This window comes from Aeromonas sp. S12(2024), from assembly GCF_041402305.1.
Lineage (GTDB): Bacteria > Pseudomonadota > Gammaproteobacteria > Enterobacterales > Aeromonadaceae > Aeromonas > Aeromonas veronii.
The window spans coordinates 246581-264180 of the sequence record NZ_JBGLRB010000002.1 but is presented as its reverse complement, the minus strand read 5'-3'; the positions used below and the strand labels follow the sequence as shown (position 1 = coordinate 264180).

The window sequence follows — 17600 nt, the reverse complement described above, 5'->3', positions numbered from 1 at the left end:
GGGGGAAATCAAGCTGGTTTAAGATGGTTTTCCAACGGGTTAAAGCGGACAGCGTCATTGAGATAATCCGGTGCAAAGTGGGCGTATGTCATCGTCTGATGAAATATCAAGTGGCCGTCCTCAAACGGTGGAACGCCCCCGTTTATGGATTTCGCGTTTGCGAGGCTCACCACGACGGCACCCCGCACTGGCATCTGCTGCTCTTTATGCGCCCGGAAGATCGCAACCGGGTGATCGGCATCCTGCAACGCTATGCCCTGACCGATGACCACGAAGAGCTGGTACGGGATATCAAGGGCTGCCCACCCTTTACCGACTTTACTCCCCGCTTTGACTGGAAAGAGATAGACCCGGCCAAGGGGGATGCCGCGGGCTATATCGCCAAATACATTGCCAAGAACATCGACGGCGCCTACCTGGACGATGACGAAGAGGCCGGCACTGCCGCCGATGAGGGCGCCCTGCATGCCGTGGCTTGGGCCAGTTGGTGGGGCATTCGCACCTTCCAGCAGATCGGCGGCGCCCCGGTCGGGGTATGGCGTGAGCTGCGCCGCATCAGCAACGCCAAGAAGAATGCCGAACTGGTTGGCCCACCCAAGCCAGTGCTGCAAGACCCACGCTTTGAGGCCGCCCGCTTTGCCGCAGATAACGGCATCTTTCGCTGCTACCTGCACGCCATGGGCGGTGCACTGGCCACCCGTGCCGAACACCCCATCAAGCTGGCCCACCTCATCGAGGAGCAGGCCAACAGCTATGGCGAAGACATCAAGCGCCTGATGGGCATTACCTCCGCTCGTCTGGGCATCAAGACCCGCCTGCAAGGGTGGGAGATTGTGCCTGCCGGTACCCATGAAGCCAGGAAAGCCGCAGAGGCTGCAGCGAGGGGGGTTGGGGTTAAGACGGGCGACAGCCCGGCACCTTGGAGCTCTGACAATAACTGTACGCTACCGGATCCTGATGCCTTCGCAGAGCAGATCATGAGGGAACAATGGGGATTATCGCCCTTCTCCATCGACCGATTACGGTCAGGTGCCAGCGTAAGGGTGGATGGTTTCACCCTTACGCTGGAAAACGACCAGGTGCAGTCGAGCCGCTCGCGACCAAGCGAGCCGGATTGGATACCAGATGGCCAGCCACCAACCGAACTGGACCAACCGGATGAATACGCAGTTCCAGAAGGGGATCAAGACTGGCCGATGCTGGTCGAACTGTGCGGCAAGGTTTACCAAGCACAAGGCCACACCGGGACGCACCGTTGGATCGAGATGTTGCCGCAGCCCTATCAGTCAGAGATGTGGCGGGTACTGGAGGGGCTGGACACCCCTGTGTGGATGCAGGAACGGTACGGCTACAACAAGAAGTGGGTATGAACAACAAGCAGAAAGTCTGCAGAGAACAGTGCCTCAGCCTGAATAATTGAGTTGCCTGGATTTCCAACAGCATTGGCCAAGGATGCTCAAGGATAAAAAACAGTATATGGCATGCGCCGCCGGCACCATCGACCAGATCGGCACCGTCAGCAGCCGCCCCCTCCTTATCGCACCGGACAACAATATCGACCGAACCAATTCTGGCGCAGCCGAACAACTCAATCCAATATATCAGGCCGTCTTTCATTTAGTAGTAGCTGAGCACCGTCAACATGTAGACGCCGCCACCAAACCTTGAGTAAATACCGCTCAGGATCTGCTGCTATGAGTAACAGAAGGCTCTATCATCTCCTTCATCTCTCGTTTCAGCACACTACAACTTGGCTAGGCACACCTATGGTACGGTCGCATCAATCACAGTTTTGACTTGTTCAAAGAGACGAGCTTCGGTGGATCTTTCCATTGCAGTTCCTAGAGTGTATTGTTGCTTCGTTACAGGCATGGATTCAAAAGAAGAGCAATAGAAGATACGTTCAACACCAGAGGTAGGCTGATAACGTTACTATCTAAAATCAATTTTTCTGAAGGGCTATTCGGGTGATTCGAAACTATATAGCATGCTATATTAACGGATTACTCTCGCTCTTCATCTAATCACGGTCAGTTTTTATGGAATCGAATGTGAGAATAGATAAGTTTAGAATCTTAGTACATGAATCGACTCGTCAAAGCTACGAAGATCTATTTGTTAAAATCATGGGGTATTATGACCCCAATTTCAAACCGGTAAAACCTCATGGAAATATAGGTGACAGAGGTAATGATGGTTGGTGTGCATGTAATGGAAAATACTATCAAGTATATGCTCCCGATGAGTTAACAAAAAATAATAAGGAAGCCATAAAAAAATTAAAATCGGACTTTCTCAATCTGAAATTGTATTGGGATAGTATATCTAAAGTAAAGACATTTATTTTTGTTGTTAATGACAAGTTTAAAGGGGTCTCACCTCATATATATAAGGCCCTTGATGATTTAAAGAGAGAGCATGACCTTGAAGCTGCTCAGGTAATGGATGCACATGATTTACAGAAAACGCTATTTAAATTAAAAGAAGCAGAGATCAGTAGCATCGTTGGAGGTGAGGAAAAATCAATCAACCTGAATAATGAAAAAGTTTTTCAATTTTGGTATAAGGCAGTTGACGCTAAGCGCATGACCTATAATGCTAACTATTTACCTCATCAGACACACAACGTTAAATTCTCCCGTTCCTTTATTAATTCATTGAAGAGTTTTCACTTAAACTCATATAATTTTTTAAATGAACCATCTTCAAATCTAGCAGATACCTCATTGATTAATGCAATTATGGATTTTAGATCTGTAACATTCGATTTAATTAATTCTTGTGAGGAATTCGACAACAAGCTAAATATAAACAATGGAATTGTAACATTTTGGGTTGAGGGATCAGATGATTTTGAGTATATTCAAATAAAAAAATGGACGTTAAAAGCTCTTTTCTATCATTTGATAAAGTTTTCAAATAGAATTATTTATATTAAAAACAACCTTGGTGATAACTCCCCAGCAGTCGAGTACATATGTTATCATGAAGAGTATTATCCTAATTTCCCTTTACTTGGTGACATCGAGCCCTCACCAGCTATTTATATTGGATCCGAAGGGCAAGAGCTATTTTATCCAGGCCTATCCAGCATAGAGAAATATATTACCAAGCAGTTGGTGGAACAAAATAGACATTAAGAAATAACTTGCAACGTGTAGCATTTTTACTATGTTTTGGCTGAAATAGTTAGGGGGGGGACGGTGACTTTATTATTACGTTCACGCCTCCCTTAACAGAACGTTAAATTAATGGAGGTAAAATGAAAAACCGAGGGCGCTTTCAGGCACAAGGTATGAGGTTAGAAAAGTCTAAGCCATGGGCAAGAAATGGAGACTTAGGCGTAACTGAAAGTATTGATTTGTTGAACCATTTGGAAGCTAGCCTACCCCAAAATGAGATTTTAATTCGAGAAGTGGAGTTTTCCAAAGCAAGATCTTACGTCCAAGGTGCGAATGGAGTACAAGCTCAAGTGTCAAAGACATTTCGTGTTAAAAATACGAAGTCAGAGCGCGTAGATATAGAAGTCCGTGCTGGTCGCGCCTTCGTAAAAGACTGTGAGGTGCAACCGTGAGAGATGAAATAAACTTACCTTCAGATATAGGCTCTGAGGTTAGTTATGAAAAAGCCAAACGTTTTTGGCGTCAACTATTGAGTAATTTGACGTTTGACCAAGAACAACAGCAAATAACGGAAGAAATTCTTCACAAGATTAGTTATCTCGGTCCAAAAATCAGAAAACGTCGCAGGTTTGTTAATGCGAGGCAGTTTTCGAACATTTCCTTGGAAACTGACGGAAATCCTATCTTTTACTGTCAACTACATGATATCAATAAGTCACTACGGATCATTCAAGAAGAACCAACACTCGATGGTCTTCAGGTCGGTGCATGGGTCGAGAAAGCTAGTGAATATAAGGATTATGATGAATTCGTTCTTTCACTCGAACTAACAAGCGAAAGTTACCGCATTGCTAAGCCTTTGATATATTATTGGCTATTTTATTGCGATAAAAATGAAGATATGGAGCAGGTTATCTCTCACTTCATAAATTAATTCAACAAACTATTTAATAGTGCCTAGCAATGTGTAGCATTTTACTATGCGTTGGTTTAAGTGTTTATGCTGGTTGCAGCACCTTTTGTATTGCGTTGCTCAACCCTTAACAGGACGTTAAGTCTCGACAAGCTCACACGAGCAATCTATGAAGGTATCGAGTGAATAGGGAAAAACAACTGGGGGCGCTATTGCGTCCCAGTCCTTTGAGTACCAGCTGCCGCCCCTCTGGTGTGAGCGATCCCATCAAGCTAAGCACCAGCTGGTTGGTGGTCTTGGCCGAGGGGCTTAGGGTGTGGGCGAACGACAGAGTGGCCACCCAACTGTGGCCACACTCGGCATCGGTGCACTGGCAGTAGAGATCCGAGACATCATCGCTCAGTCGGTTGGTCTTGGTAATGCGGCCCCGCTGGCCACACACTTTGCAATAAACCCGCATTGCGCCCCCTTTTCTATCCAAATCAACAGCCTATCTTCCCACAGCAAGCACTGTTTGTTTATACAGTTGAACCGATATTCTCCCGAAAATCGACCCAAAGGGAGCGAGGGCGTCCCTCGCTGTTGATTGCATCCTGGATAAGCTCGCACAGCGGCAGCACCTCGTTGCGGGCATAGGTAGCATCGTACTTCTCAGGGTCTCCAAGCCCTCCCCCGCCATTGGTCGGAATGATGCCGGCCAGCGCAGCCGGGAAGCGGTGGGAGGTCAGTACATCCTGAGCGGTGATCCCCTTGATGGCCGCGAACTCGTCCTTGGTGGCAATGTCCCCCACAGGGATCAACTTGATGCCATCGGGCTTGCCGTCCGAGATGTTGACGAACATGGAGCGAAAATTCCCCACCCCTTTGCTGCTGGCGATCATCTCCTTCATCTCCCCTCGGTGTCGTCATCCATGTTCGGGTCGGTGGCGTAGAAGATGAAGCCCATGTGGGCGCCGTTGAGGAAGTATTTGCGCCGAAACAGGGTGGCATCCTGGTTAAGCAGGGCCGACTGCAGGCCGCCCAAGTAGTCGGGCATACCGTAGATCGCTCGTGCAGCTCGCAGTCAGAGCGGATTGCGGCGCGGCCCGAAGGGCAGCCGCCAGCGAAACAGGCTGTTAAGGGTGGCCCGCCACTGATTGGGTCGCCCCAGGATCTGCTTTTGCAGCCGGGTCTCTTCCTTCAGCATCGCCTCGTCACTACGAGCCCAGGCCTGGCTGTAAAGCTGCTTGATCCCCGCCAGTGCATCGGGCGACTTGGTGATGAGGGTGCGGGCAAACTCTCGCGCCTCCACCAGCGGATCGGCGCAAACACGGCTCACCATCCCGAGGGATTTGGCCTCGACGGCATCCAGTTCGCGCCCGCTCATGGCCAGCTCCATGGCGGTATCCAGCCCCATCAGGTTGCGCATGGTGACACTGCCGCTCATATCGGGGATGATGCCCCACTTGATCTCCATCACCGAGAAGCGGCAATCGGGGGTGCTGAAGCGAAAATCGGCGCCGAGCGCGATCTGCAATCCACCGCCAAAACAGACTCCCTGGGTCACCGCAATCACCGGCACCGGCAGCTGGTGCCAGCCATAGGCAACCCGCTGGGCCAGATTGGTCGCTTCGTCTGCTTCACGCTTGAGAATATCGAGCGCCGCTACCGGCTGTCTCAGCATGGATTTCACATCCAGCCCGGCGCAGAAGGCCCGCCCCTCGCCATGCAGGATCACCGCCCGCAACCCCTTGTGCCGGGCGAGCTGCGTCAGCGTCTCGTCGATGGCACTGAACATGGCGCGGTCCAGCGCATTGAGTTTGTCCCCCCGCGTCAACATCACTTCGGCAATCCCGTCGTGGATCTCGCATTTGATCCTTGGTTTTTCCATCTCCCTTGTCCTCTCCTTGATCCCTGAAACTGACTCACTGGTCATACCACCACGTTATCAGAGTGTGAACAGGCGGTACAGCTGAGACTAAAGTCGGCTGGTCGCCTCCCCCTCCCTTTGTCACACTGGGAGCTGCATGAGTGCCGCAAGCCAGCAAAGGACGCTGTCATGTCAACCCTGTTCAATTTTGCCAGACCACCGTTCGACAGACTGGATGAGGAGGCGCGCGAGCGGCTATCCCGTCACCTCTCGCTCTGCTATTTTCGGGCCGGGGAGCAGCTGCTAAAAGAGGGAGACGAGCCTCCCGGCCTCTATCTCATCATCAAGGGGGCGGTGGAAGAGTCTGCCCCTCACCACCAGTTTGGTGATTACGGGGTTGATGATCTGTTCGATGTGCGCGCCCAGTTTGACGGCCACTGCCGCCACCGCTTCACTGCACTGGAAGATAGCCTCTGCCAGCTCATCCCTCGCCACACCTTTCTGGCGCTCTGTGAGCAGGATCCGCAGTTTGCCAGCTACTTCACCGCCAATCTGGCCGAGCGTCAGCGCCAGCAAGAGCAGCGCGAACAGCTGGGTCAGAAGAATCTGGCGGAATTTATCCTGACCCGCATCGAACCCGGCCACCTGCAGGCACCGCTTATCGTCGACAGCAAGCTGTCACTGCTGGCGGCGACCGAAGCCATGGTGAGCAAGGGAACCGATTGCCTGCTCTACCCGGCCCACGACGGCTCCCTCACGCTTGCAACCCGCAAGACCTTGCTCCACGCCCTGACCCTCAAGGGATTGCCGCTGACGGCGCCCCTCTCGGTGCTGACCCCCACGCCCCTGATTGGTCTGCCGCTGGAGAGTTATCTGTTTGATGCCCTGCTGCTGATGACCCGCCATCGCATCAAGCGACTGGTGGTGTGGCGCGGCAACGAGGTGGCGGGGATCCTGCAACTGACTCAGGTGCTGGGGCTCTTCTCTACCCACTCCCACGTGTTGACGTTGCGTATCGCCCGCGCCGACAGCCTGCCGGCACTGGAGGCGGTGGCCCGCGAACAGCAACAATTGACCCGCTCGCTGTTTGCCCAGGGGATCCACACCGCCTTTTTGATGAAACTGATCGCCACCATCAACGAACAGCTGATCGCCAAAGCCTTTGCGCTGGTGCTTCCCCCCGAGGTGCAGGATAAGGTCTGCCTGCTGATGCTGGGCTCGGAGGGGCGCGGCGAGCAGATCCTCAAAACCGATCAGGACAACGCCCTGATCCTGCCAGAAGGGCTGGCATGGCCCACCCAGGCAGCCGATCTGGCCGAATTCAGCGCCCTGCTGGAGCGCCTCGGCTACCCGCTGTGTCCCGGGCTGGTGATGGTGAACAATCCGGCCTGGGTGAAAACAGGTAGCGAGTGGCAAAGCGCCATTGCCAGCGCCTGCACCACGACAAAAGAGGATGAGCTGCTCTGGCTCGCCACCCTGGCCGATGCTCACCCCATCGCGGGGGATCGCCAACTGCATCTGCCGGTTGCCAGAGCGCTGCGCGAGCAGTTGGCGGACAGACGGGATCTGCTGGCGGAGATGGTGCGATCGGCGGTGGCCTTCCATGCCCCCCTCACTCTGTTTGGCAGGCTGGAGCAGCCACCGGAAGGGCTGGATCTGAAGCGGGGCGGCCTGTTCCCACTGGTGCACGGTATCCGCATGTTGGCCCTTGAGGCAGGCATTCTGGAAACCTCAACCCTGGGGCGTATCGATGCGCTGGTGGCAGCCGATCGGCTCAGTGCCGACTATGGCAGCAATCTGGCAGAGGCGTTTCGGCTCTTTATCCGGCTGAGGCTGCGCAGCCAGCTAAAGGGAGGCAATAGTCGGGTGCAGACAAGCGAGCTTAGCCACAGCGAGCGGGATCTGTTGCGTCAGGCGCTGCATCAGGTGAAGAAATTCCAGCAGTGGCTCACCTTGCACTTTCGTCTGAGACAATAGCCATGTTGAGCCGCGTTCGACGCTACTGGTATGGCCGTGCGTTCCGAACGGGCGAGTTCGCGCCACTCTTTGCCACCCCACCGGAAGATGAACGGATCGCCCTCGATTTCGAGACCACCAGTCTCGATCCCGAGCAGGCAGAGATCGTCTCCATCGGGGCGGTGCGCATTCAGGGCAACCGGCTGCTGACCGGTGAGGCCCTCGCCATCAAAGTACAGCCACCGGCCAGCCTGACCAGCCAATCTGTGGTGATCCACGGTCTGCGCCATCAGGATCTGCAACAGGGGATGAAGCTGGAAGCCGCGCTGCGCCTGCTACTCAACTTTATCGGCCCGCGCGAACTGGTGGGCTATCACATCGCCTACGACCTGCGCATTCTCAATCTTGCCTGCCAGAAATTGTGGGGATTGACCCTGCCCCAGCGAGGGATCGAGGTGAGCCAGCTCTATCACGACCACCTCTATCGCCGCTACCCCGATGCGGCGATTGACCTCCACTTGAGTGCCATCTGCCGTCACTTGGCGCTGCCCCCCCTGCCCGCCCACGATGCCCTTGCCGATGCCACCACGGCCGCGCTCATCTACCTGCGCCTGACCTGCGGCTCGCCACTCACTTATCCCAAAGTCTAATTGTCGAGAAATAACATTTAATTCACATTTTGATTACATGAGCAGATTACCTGCTCGTCGGGGTTACCCCATCCACCGCTGACACTCATGTCATGGAGAACTGCAATGGAACAGCAAAGCTATCTGAGGATCCAGCAAGATCCCAACTTCCAGGAGCTGGTCGCCAAGCGCCAGCGTTTTGCCTGGGCCCTCTCGGCTCTGATGCTGGGACTCTACCTGGCGTTTATTCTGCTCATCGCCTTTGCCCCCGGTTGGCTCGGCACCCCCCTGAGCGAAGGGTCGACCATTACTCGCGGCATTCCTGTCGGGGTAGGATTGATCCTCTCCTCCTTCGTGTTGACCGGCGTCTATGTCTTTCGCGCCAACGGCGAGTTTGATGAACTGAACCAGAAGATCCTCAAAGGGGTGCAATCATGAAAGGCAAGTTGCTGCTGTTGACTTCACTGGCCTCCTCTCCCCTGCTGGCGGCCGATGCAATCTCTGGCGCCGTGGAGCGTCAGCCCCTTAATGTCGCCGCCATCGTGATGTTTCTGGTGTTTGTGGCCGCTACCCTGTTCATCACCTACTGGGCCTCCAAGCGCAACCGCTCGGCTTCCGACTACTATGCGGCCGGTGGCCGTATCACCGGCTTCCAGAACGGTCTGGCCATCGCCGGTGACTATATGTCCGCCGCCTCCTTCCTCGGGATCTCCGCGCTGGTCTACACCTCCGGCTATGACGGCCTCATCTACTCCATCGGCTTTCTGGTGGGCTGGCCCATCATTCTGTTCCTGATCGCCGAACGGCTGCGCAATCTCGGCAAGTACACCTTCGCCGATGTCGCCTCCTACCGCCTCAAGCAGACTGAAGTGCGTACCCTCTCCGCCTGCGGCTCGCTGGTGGTGGTCGCCCTCTACCTGATCGCCCAGATGGTCGGTGCTGGCAAACTGATCGAGCTGCTGTTTGGCCTGCAATACCATGTGGCCGTGGTGCTGGTCGGTATCCTGATGGTGCTCTACGTGCTGTTTGGCGGCATGCTGGCCACCACCTGGGTGCAGATCATCAAGGCAGTGATGCTGCTCTCCGGTGCTAGCTTTATGGCCATCATGGTGATGAAGTCAGTCAACTTCGACATCGGCGCCCTGTTTAGCGAAGCGGTCAAAGTGCACGAGAAAGGCTCCGCCATCATGAGCCCGGGCGGGCTGGTCTCCGACCCCATCTCCGCCATCTCGCTCGGTCTGGCATTGATGTTCGGTACCGCCGGCCTGCCCCACATCCTGATGCGCTTCTTCACTGTGAGCGATGCCAAAGAGGCGCGTAAATCGGTGTTCTACGCCACTGGCTTTATCGGTTACTTCTACATTCTCACCTTCATCATCGGTTTTGGCGCCATCCTGCTGGTCAGCACCAATCCGGCCTTCAAGGATGCCACCGGCGCCCTGCTGGGCGGCACCAACATGGCGGCAGTCCACCTGGCTGATGCAGTGGGTGGAAGTCTGTTCCTCGGCTTCATCTCTGCCGTGGCATTTGCCACCATTCTGGCGGTAGTCGCCGGATTGACCCTGGCCGGTGCCTCTGCGGTCTCCCATGACCTCTATGCCAGTGTGTTGAAGAAGGGCAAGGCTAACGAGACCGATGAACTGCGTGTCTCCAAGATGACGACTCTGGTGCTGGGCGTAGTTGCCATTGGTCTGGGGATCCTGTTCGAGAAGCAGAACATCGCCTTCATGGTGGGTCTGGCTTTCTCAATCGCCGCCAGCTGCAACTTCCCGGTGCTGTTCCTCTCCATGTTCTGGTCACGCCTGACCACCCGTGGCGCCGTCTACGGTGGCTGGCTGGGGCTGGTGAGCGCAGTAACCCTGATGGTCCTGGGCCCGACCGTGTGGGTGAAAGTGCTGGGCCATGCCCAGGCCATCTTCCCCTACGAATACCCGGCCCTCTTCTCCATGGGTTTGGCCTTCATCGGGATCTGGTTCTTCTCCATCACCGACAGCTCCCAGAACGCCGCCGACGAGCATGCCAAGTTCCTGCCGCAGTTCGTTCGCTCCCAAACCGGGCTGGGGGCCTCTGGCGCTACCTCCCACTAACAGTTCAAATTCATCCTTCCAAGCCGGCTTCGCGCCGGCTTTTTTATTGCCCATCAATCGGCTGCACGCCCCGCTTGCCCCGATCAAGATCACACTTCTCGCTAAAACTTTCGGGGGATCTGTGCCATAATGCGCGCCATTTGACAGACCAATCGGGACACATACCTTGTTAAGTAGCAACAACATCACCATGCAGTTCGGCGCCAAGCCGCTGTTTGAGAACATCAACGTCAAGTTTGGCGGCGGCAACCGCTATGGCCTTATCGGCGCCAACGGCTGTGGCAAGTCCACCTTTATGAAGATCCTCGGTGGTGATCTGGAGCCCACTGGCGGTAATGTGAGCCTGGACGTCAACGAGCGCATCGGTAAGCTGCGTCAGGATCAGTTCGCCTACGAAGAGATGCGCGTACTGGACGTGGTCATGATGGGTCACACCGAGCTGTGGGCAGCCATCGCCGAGCGCGATGCCATCTACGCCAACCTCGAAGCCACCGACGAAGACTATATGAAGGCCGCCGAGCTGGAAGGTCTGGTTGCCGAGTATGACGGCTACACCGCCGAAGCACGTGCAGGCGAGCTGCTGCTGGGTGTCGGCATTCCGCTCGAGCAACACAACGGCCCGATGAGCGAAGTGGCCCCAGGCTGGAAACTGCGGGTGCTGCTGGCACAGGCCCTCTTCTCCAACCCTGACATCCTGCTGCTGGACGAACCGACCAACAACCTGGACATCAACACCATTCGCTGGCTGGAGCAGGTGCTCAACGAACGTGAAAGCACCATGATCATCATCTCTCACGACCGTCACTTCCTGAACTCCGTCTGTACCCACATGGCGGATCTGGACTACGGCGAGCTGCGCGTTTACCCAGGCAACTACGACGACTACATGCTGGCCGCCACCCAGGCGCGCGAGCGCCTGCTGGCTGACAACGCCAAGAAGAAGGCCCAGATCGCCGATCTGCAATCCTTCGTCTCCCGTTTCAGCGCCAACGCCTCCAAGTCCCGTCAGGCGACCTCTCGTCTCAAGCAGATCGACAAGATCAAGATTGAGGACGTCAAGGTCTCCAGCCGCCAGAACCCATTCATCCGCTTCGAGCAGGACAAAAAGCTCTATCGCAACATCCTGGAAGTGGAAGGTGTATCCAAGGGTTATGGCGACGGTCCACTGTTCAAGGGCCTCAACATGATGATGGAAGTGGGCGAGAAGGTCGCCATTCTGGGTACCAACGGTATCGGTAAGTCCACCCTGATCAAGACCCTTGTCGGCGCACTGGCACCGGATACCGGCACCATCAAGTGGTCCGAGAACGCCCAGATCGGTTACTACGCTCAGGATCACGCCGAAGACTTCGACACTGATCTCAACGTGTTCGACTGGATGGCCCAGTGGAAACAGGAGAACGAAGACGAGCAGGCTGTACGCTCCATACTGGGCCGTCTGCTCTTCTCTCAGGACGACATCAAGAAGCCGGTCAAGGTACTCTCCGGTGGTGAACAGGGTCGCATGCTGTTCGGCAAGCTGATGATGCAGCGCCCCAATATCCTGATCATGGATGAGCCGACCAACCACCTGGACATGGAATCCATCGAATCCTTGAACATGGCACTGGAGCTCTACCAGGGGACCCTGATCTTCGTCTCCCACGACCGCGAGTTCGTCTCATCTCTGGCGACCCGTATCCTGGAACTGACCGAAGATGGTATCCGCGACTTCGGCGGCACCTACGAGGATTACCTGCGCACCCAGGGCGTGGTATAACCCCGCTCCTGCGCAAGTGCGCAATGCAAAACCGGCACTCAGGTGCCGGTTTTTTTATATCCCGTATTTAGACGACTGAGATGGCATATAGCAGTGGTGTGACTACACGCCACAGAGCAGAGAGCAGAGAGCAGAGAGCAGAGAGCAGAGAGCAGAGAGCAGAGAGCAGAGCTTGAGTATCCCCCCTCTTTTGCCCACAGATAAAAAAACGGCTCCATCAAGGAGCCGTTTTCAATGGATTGCGCAGTGCCGATTACTCGACGGTCGCTTCCACACTGGTGAAGTACTCGATCTTGGCTGCTTTGCGCAACTCGTCGATCAGAGACTTGTAATCCACCTGAGCTTTGCCCTGACCCAGCTGAGCTTGCAGCATGGCGGCCATGCCGGATGCGACGGCAGGGACGTTGACCTTGTCCAGCGCAACTACAACGCGGTCACCATTGGTCTCGGCAACCAGAGCCACGCTCGGCTTGCCGTCGATCGGATGGGGCAGCGTGAATGCCTGGGCAATCAGGTTCTGATCCAGCTCGCGATCGAAGCGGGCAACCCCTTTGTGGGTCTCCACTTTCAGACCCAGTGCAGTCAGATCGGCGGTGATGCTCTCACCGACTTTCAGCTTGTCCAGCAGGCCCTGGGCCTTGCCACGGGCCACTTCACTGGCCTTGTCATGCTTGATGGCGGCAATCACCTGCTCTTTCACCTCGGCCAGCGGCTTGACTGCTTTGGGCTTGTGACCAGTGATGTGCAGCACCAGCGCCTTGCCGTCAGCCAGCTCGATCACGTCGGAGTTGGTGTTGTCATCGCGCAGCTGTTCGGAGAACGCCACGGAGAGCACCTTGGGATCATTCAGCGGAGCCGGAGCAGTCGCTTGGGTGAAGAAATCGGAAGATTGAACCTTCATCCCCATGGCATCAGCGGTCAGATCCAGCGAGTCCGGGTTTTCGAAGCTGTTGTCAGCCATCTTCTGCTGCTCGGCGAAGAATTTCTCCTTGGCCTTGTCAGCTTGCAGACGAGTGATGGTCTCTTCTTTCACATCGGCAAACGGCTTGGTCTGGGCTGCTTCAACCCCCAGCAGCTTGATGATGTGGAAACCGAACGGGCTCTTCACCACGGTGGAGAGATCGCCAGCCTTGTTCAGGGCGAACGCGGCTTTCTCGAAGGCCGGATCCATCACCCCTTTCTCGAACCAGTCCAGCTCGCCGCCTTTTTTGGCAGAGAAGGTATCGGAAGAGTCAGCCTTGGCCAGCGCAGCGAAATCATCACCCGCCTTGGCTTTGGCCAGCACGGCTTCTGCTTTCTGCTCGGCCGCTTTCTCGTCCTTGCCAAACGGGATCAGGATGTGAGCCACGTGGCGACGCTCGGCACGCTGGAACAGATCCTGGTGCTGATCGTAGTAATCCTGGGCATCCTGCTCGGTGACCTTGATATCTTTGGCGAGGTTGGCAGCGTCCAGCAGCAGATAGTCGACCTTGACCTGTTCGTCGTTCATGAAACGGGCGCCATTGGTCTTGTAGTACTGCTCCAGCTCGTTGTCGGAGACCTGAACGTCAGCCATGTAGTTGGCAGCAGCCAGACGCACCAGACGCAGATCGCGAGTCTGGTTGTAGAGCTTGTCGAGCTGCTCCGCTTCACCCTTGAGGGAGAATTCGGTGCCCAGCAGAGCGCTCATCAACTGTTGACGTACCATGTCCTGACGCAGGGAGTCACGGAACATTTCAGGAGTCATGCCGGCACGACGGATCAGTTGCAGATAGCGGTCATTGTTGAACTTGCCGTTCTCGGCAAACTCCGGCATGGCCACGATGGCTTGCTTGATCTGTTCGTCACTGATACGCAGACCCAGTTCACGGGCCTTGCTGTCCAGCAGCGCCTGATCGATCAGGCGATCCAGCACACCGCGACGGAACTGTTTCATGTAATCGGGGTTCGCGGCCAGCTGGCTGAATGCCTCTCCCATCTGGGATTCCATGCGGGCGCGCTCGTTACGGTAGGCATTTTCCAGTGCCGCAGCACTGATCTCGGTGCCATTGACGGTGGCGGGGGCGGTACGGGCCGGGCCGTTCAGGTAACTACCTACACCAGCCAAGGCAAAGGAGAGGATGATCAGGCCCAAGATAACCTTGGCTACCTTGCCCTGCGCCCCTTCGCGTAGTTTATCCAACATCATGTTTGTACTTATGCTCCCGAACTCGATGGGCGTAAACAATAAAAAGGCGCACCGATTGCGATGCGCCTTGGTCAATCAGTATGAGAGAAGACTCTCTAACTTGTCTGGTCTGCGACCAAGGACGGTAGCCGACGGATATCAGCGACCGACTTAGTTAACAGCGTCTTTCAGGGCCTTACCGGCTTTGAAGGCAGGAACTTTACCAGCAGCGATTTCGATGGTCGCGCCAGTCTGCGGGTTACGGCCTGAACGGGCAGCACGCTCGCGTACAGCGAAAGTACCGAAACCAACCAGAGCAACCTGGTCACCCTCTTTCAGCGCTTCACCAACAGCATCAATGAAGGCATCCAACGCACGGCCAGCGGCAGCTTTGGAGATATCGGCACCGTCTGCAATCTTGTCAATCAGTTGAGATTTATTCACTCTTATATTCCCCTTTTATCAAACACCGCTGCGGCGCTGATTTCCCTGGCCACAACAAGTGGAGGTTTTATAGCAAGCCTCCTGATCAGTTGCAAGTGACAATCTGGCGCAAACCCGCGCCACACAACGCATTGCGACTCATCACGAGTACCCGATCGGTGGTCAAGGCTACTTCCGTTATCGGGCGCATGCAAGCCTTAACCACCCGCCGAATGCGCCAAATTTGCGGCGCATCAACATTTACACGACAGAAACGCGCTCAAACCCCTGTGGATTGTCCTGCAACGCCAATTCCAGCACCTCGTCAATCCAGCGAACCGGATAAATTTCAAGGTCTTGTTTGACGTTTGCCGGGATCTCCTCAAGGTCACGCTCGTTCTCTTTCGGAATAAGCACTCGCTTGATGCCGCCACGATGGGCTGCCAGCAACTTCTCCTTGAGACCACCGATGGGCAGCACTTCGCCGCGCAAGGTGATCTCCCCTGTCATCGCCACATCAGCACGAACCGGATTACCGGTCAAGCTGGAGACCAGGGCAGTACACATGGCGATACCGGCGCTCGGACCATCTTTCGGGGTAGCCCCTTCCGGTACGTGCACGTGGATATCGCGCTTCTCGTAGAAGTCGGCATTGATGCGCAGCTTCTCGGCACGGGCTCTTACGACCGTCATGGCCGCCTGGATGGACTCCTGCATCACATCACCGAGAGAACCGGTATAAGTGAGCTTGCCCTTGCCCGGCATATTGGTGGTCTCGATGGTGAGCAGATCGCCCCCCACTTCGGTCCACGCCAGACCACACACCTGACCCACTTGATTCTGGTCGGTGGCCTTGCCGTAATCGAAACGCTGCACCCCGAGGAACTCCTTGAGGTTCTCCTGATTAACCTGAACGTGCTTGATGCTCTTGTCCAGCAGGATGCGCTTGACCGCCTTGCGACAAATCTTGGAGATCTCGCGCTCCAGACTCCGCACACCGGCCTCGCGGGTGTAGTAGCGGATCACCCCGACCAGGGCAGAATCTTCGATGGTGATCTCGGACTCTTTCAGGCCGTTGCGCTGGATCTGCTTGGCAACCAGATGCTGCTTGGCAATGTTGAGCTTCTCATCTTCGGTGTAACCGGAGAGGCGGATCACTTCCATCCGGTCCAGCAACGGACCCGGGATGTTCATGGAGTTGGAGGTGGCCACGAACATCACGTCCGACAGGTCATAATCCACTTCCAGATAGTGATCGTTGAAGCTGTTGTTCTGTTCCGGATCCAGCACTTCCAGCAAGGCAGAGGCAGGATCGCCACGCATGTCCGAGCTCATTTTGTCGATCTCGTCGAGCAGGAACAGCGGGTTCTTCACACCGACTTTCGCCATCTTCTGGATGAGCTTGCCAGGCATGGAACCGATATAGGTACGGCGGTGACCACGGATCTCCGCCTCGTCACGCACCCCACCGAGGGCCATCCGCACATATTTGCGGCCTGTCGCCTTGGCGATGGATTGGCCCAGCGAGGTCTTGCCCACACCGGGAGGCCCAACCAGACAGAGGATAGGGCCCTTGAGCTTGTTCACCCGTGCCTGTACCGCCAGATATTCGAGGATGCGATCCTTGACCTTCTCGAGGCCATAGTGATCGGCATCCAGCACCTCTTGCGCCTTGCCAAGGTCTTTCTTGACCTTGGAGCGCGCCTTCCACGGCACCTGTACCATCCAGTCCACATAGCTGCGAACCACGGTAGCCTCGGCGGACATGGGAGACATCATCTTCAGCTTGGCAAGCTCGGCCTGGGCCTTTTCACGGGCATCTTCCGGCATGCCAGCCTCTTCAATCTTGCGATTGAGGGCTTCAAACTCATCCGGGCTATCTTCCAGCTCACCCAGCTCTTTCTGGATGGCCTTCATCTGCTCGTTGAGGTAATACTCGCGCTGGCTCTTTTCCATCTGCTTCTTGACGCGAGTACGGATGCGCTTCTCAACCTGCAGCAGGTCAATTTCCGACTCCATCATCGCCATCAGGAACTCGATGCGCTCGGAGACCGAGACGATCTCCAGCACCTTCTGCTTGTCTTCCAGCTTGAGCGGCATGTGGGCCGCCATAGTGTCAGCCAGACGCGCAGCATCGTCGATCGCCGAGATCGAGGTCAGTACCTCGGGCGGGATCTTCTTGTTGAGCTTGATATAGCCTTCAAACTGGCCGATGGCGGAGCGAACCAGCACTTCCTGATCCTTCTCCTCAATGGCTTGGGAGGGAATGTACTGGGCCTCGCAGACAAAGAAATCCTTGTCGTCGAGCATCCGCTCCAGGCGGGCACGCTGTCCCCCCTCTACCAGCACCTTGACGGTGCCGTCCGGCAGCTTGAGCATCTGCAGAATATTGGCCACTGTCCCGACGGTGAAGATCTCCTCCACCGTTGGCTCATCGGTTGACGCATCCTTCTGGGCCACCAGCAGAACTTTCTTGTCCTGCTCCATGGCCGCTTCCAGACAGCGAATGGATTTTTCCCGCCCCACAAAGAGTGGAATGACCATGTGGGGATAAACCACCACGTCACGAAGAGGCAGGACGGGAATCTCGATGCGTTCTGAACGCTCTAGGTTCATATATGTCCTCTCGGCTTGTTATACCGTTGGCAAAGCGCTTGGCTGAGTATATGGGGGCGCTGAGATGAGATTCAATCGCCGAAACCGTAAAAAGCATGAA

At 55.5% G+C, this 17600-nt stretch carries 14 protein-coding genes and 2 pseudogenes; 10 read left to right on the top strand and 6 right to left on the bottom strand.

Annotation, left to right across the window (positions count from 1 at the left end; genetic code table 11):
* Positions 1 to 113: 113 nt before the first annotated feature.
* The 5 genes and pseudogenes from ACB035_RS03095 to ACB035_RS03075 all read left to right on the top strand — a co-directional run.
* Positions 114 to 1370: pseudogene (locus ACB035_RS03095) on the top strand (replication endonuclease); the annotation flags it as partial.
* Positions 1371 to 1452: 82 nt separating this feature from the next.
* Positions 1453 to 1668, top strand: coding sequence for a hypothetical protein (locus ACB035_RS03090; RefSeq protein WP_236380785.1), 216 nt, complete (start codon positions 1453 to 1455; stop codon positions 1666 to 1668).
* 383 nt (positions 1669 to 2051) lie between these two features.
* Entirely contained in the window at positions 2052 to 3140 is a 1089-nt protein-coding gene (locus tag ACB035_RS03085; protein WP_371166646.1) for a hypothetical protein, read from the top strand.
* Positions 3141 to 3262: 122 nt separating this feature from the next.
* Positions 3263 to 3574, top strand: a complete 312-nt coding sequence (locus tag ACB035_RS03080; RefSeq protein ID WP_371166645.1) for a hypothetical protein — start codon at positions 3263 to 3265, stop codon at positions 3572 to 3574.
* Positions 3571 to 4056 carry a hypothetical protein gene (locus ACB035_RS03075; protein ID WP_236380789.1) on the top strand — a complete coding sequence of 162 codons (486 nt, stop codon included), beginning with the start codon at positions 3571 to 3573 and terminating at the stop codon, positions 4054 to 4056. Before ACB035_RS03080 ends, ACB035_RS03075 begins: the two co-directional genes overlap by 4 nt.
* Before the next feature lie 133 nt (positions 4057 to 4189).
* On the opposite strand, the gene ACB035_RS03070 is transcribed toward ACB035_RS03075, so the two are convergent.
* The 3 genes and pseudogenes from ACB035_RS03070 to ACB035_RS03060 form a co-directional block, all read right to left on the bottom strand.
* A complete protein-coding gene (locus tag ACB035_RS03070) occupies positions 4190 to 4495 on the bottom strand; it encodes an ogr/Delta-like zinc finger family protein (protein WP_236380790.1) in 306 nt (101 codons plus the stop codon).
* Positions 4496 to 4553: 58 nt separating this feature from the next.
* Positions 4554 to 5080 (bottom strand): annotated as a pseudogene (locus ACB035_RS03065) (phage portal protein); the annotation flags it as partial.
* Between the two features lie 18 nt (positions 5081 to 5098).
* Positions 5099 to 5905 (bottom strand): crotonase/enoyl-CoA hydratase family protein, encoded by an 807-nt coding sequence (locus tag ACB035_RS03060; protein ID WP_064336229.1) that lies wholly within the window; start codon positions 5903 to 5905, stop codon positions 5099 to 5101.
* Positions 5906 to 6073: 168 nt separating this feature from the next.
* Between ACB035_RS03060 and ACB035_RS03055 the strand changes: the two genes are divergently transcribed.
* From ACB035_RS03055 to ACB035_RS03035, 5 genes are all read left to right on the top strand, one after another.
* Positions 6074 to 7861 carry a putative nucleotidyltransferase substrate binding domain-containing protein gene (locus ACB035_RS03055; protein ID WP_371166644.1) on the top strand — a complete coding sequence of 596 codons (1788 nt, stop codon included), beginning with the start codon at positions 6074 to 6076 and terminating at the stop codon, positions 7859 to 7861.
* 2 nt (positions 7862 to 7863) lie between these two features.
* Positions 7864 to 8490, top strand: coding sequence for a 3'-5' exonuclease (locus tag ACB035_RS03050; protein WP_371166643.1), 627 nt, complete (start codon positions 7864 to 7866; stop codon positions 8488 to 8490).
* A gap of 105 nt (positions 8491 to 8595) precedes the next feature.
* Positions 8596 to 8907 (top strand): DUF485 domain-containing protein, encoded by a 312-nt coding sequence (locus ACB035_RS03045; protein ID WP_040068110.1) that lies wholly within the window; start codon positions 8596 to 8598, stop codon positions 8905 to 8907.
* Positions 8904 to 10556 (top strand): cation acetate symporter, encoded by a 1653-nt coding sequence (locus tag ACB035_RS03040; protein ID WP_247822679.1) that lies wholly within the window; start codon positions 8904 to 8906, stop codon positions 10554 to 10556. Before ACB035_RS03045 ends, ACB035_RS03040 begins: the two co-directional genes overlap by 4 nt.
* Before the next feature lie 166 nt (positions 10557 to 10722).
* Positions 10723 to 12315: an ABC-F family ATPase gene (locus ACB035_RS03035; protein ID WP_069553922.1), complete on the top strand. Its 1593-nt coding sequence runs from the start codon at positions 10723 to 10725 to the stop codon at positions 12313 to 12315.
* 253 nt (positions 12316 to 12568) lie between these two features.
* Here the strand turns inward: ACB035_RS03035 and ppiD are convergent, their stop codons facing one another.
* The 3 genes from ppiD to lon form a co-directional block, all read right to left on the bottom strand.
* Positions 12569 to 14482, bottom strand: coding sequence for a peptidylprolyl isomerase (gene ppiD, locus ACB035_RS03030; protein WP_371166642.1), 1914 nt, complete (start codon positions 14480 to 14482; stop codon positions 12569 to 12571).
* 150 nt (positions 14483 to 14632) lie between these two features.
* Positions 14633 to 14905, bottom strand: coding sequence for a nucleoid-associated protein HU-beta (gene hupB, locus ACB035_RS03025; protein ID WP_005315375.1), 273 nt, complete (start codon positions 14903 to 14905; stop codon positions 14633 to 14635).
* A gap of 240 nt (positions 14906 to 15145) precedes the next feature.
* Entirely contained in the window at positions 15146 to 17500 is a 2355-nt protein-coding gene (lon, locus tag ACB035_RS03020) for an endopeptidase La (RefSeq protein WP_371166641.1), read from the bottom strand.
* Between the last annotated feature and the right edge of the window lie 100 nt (positions 17501 to 17600).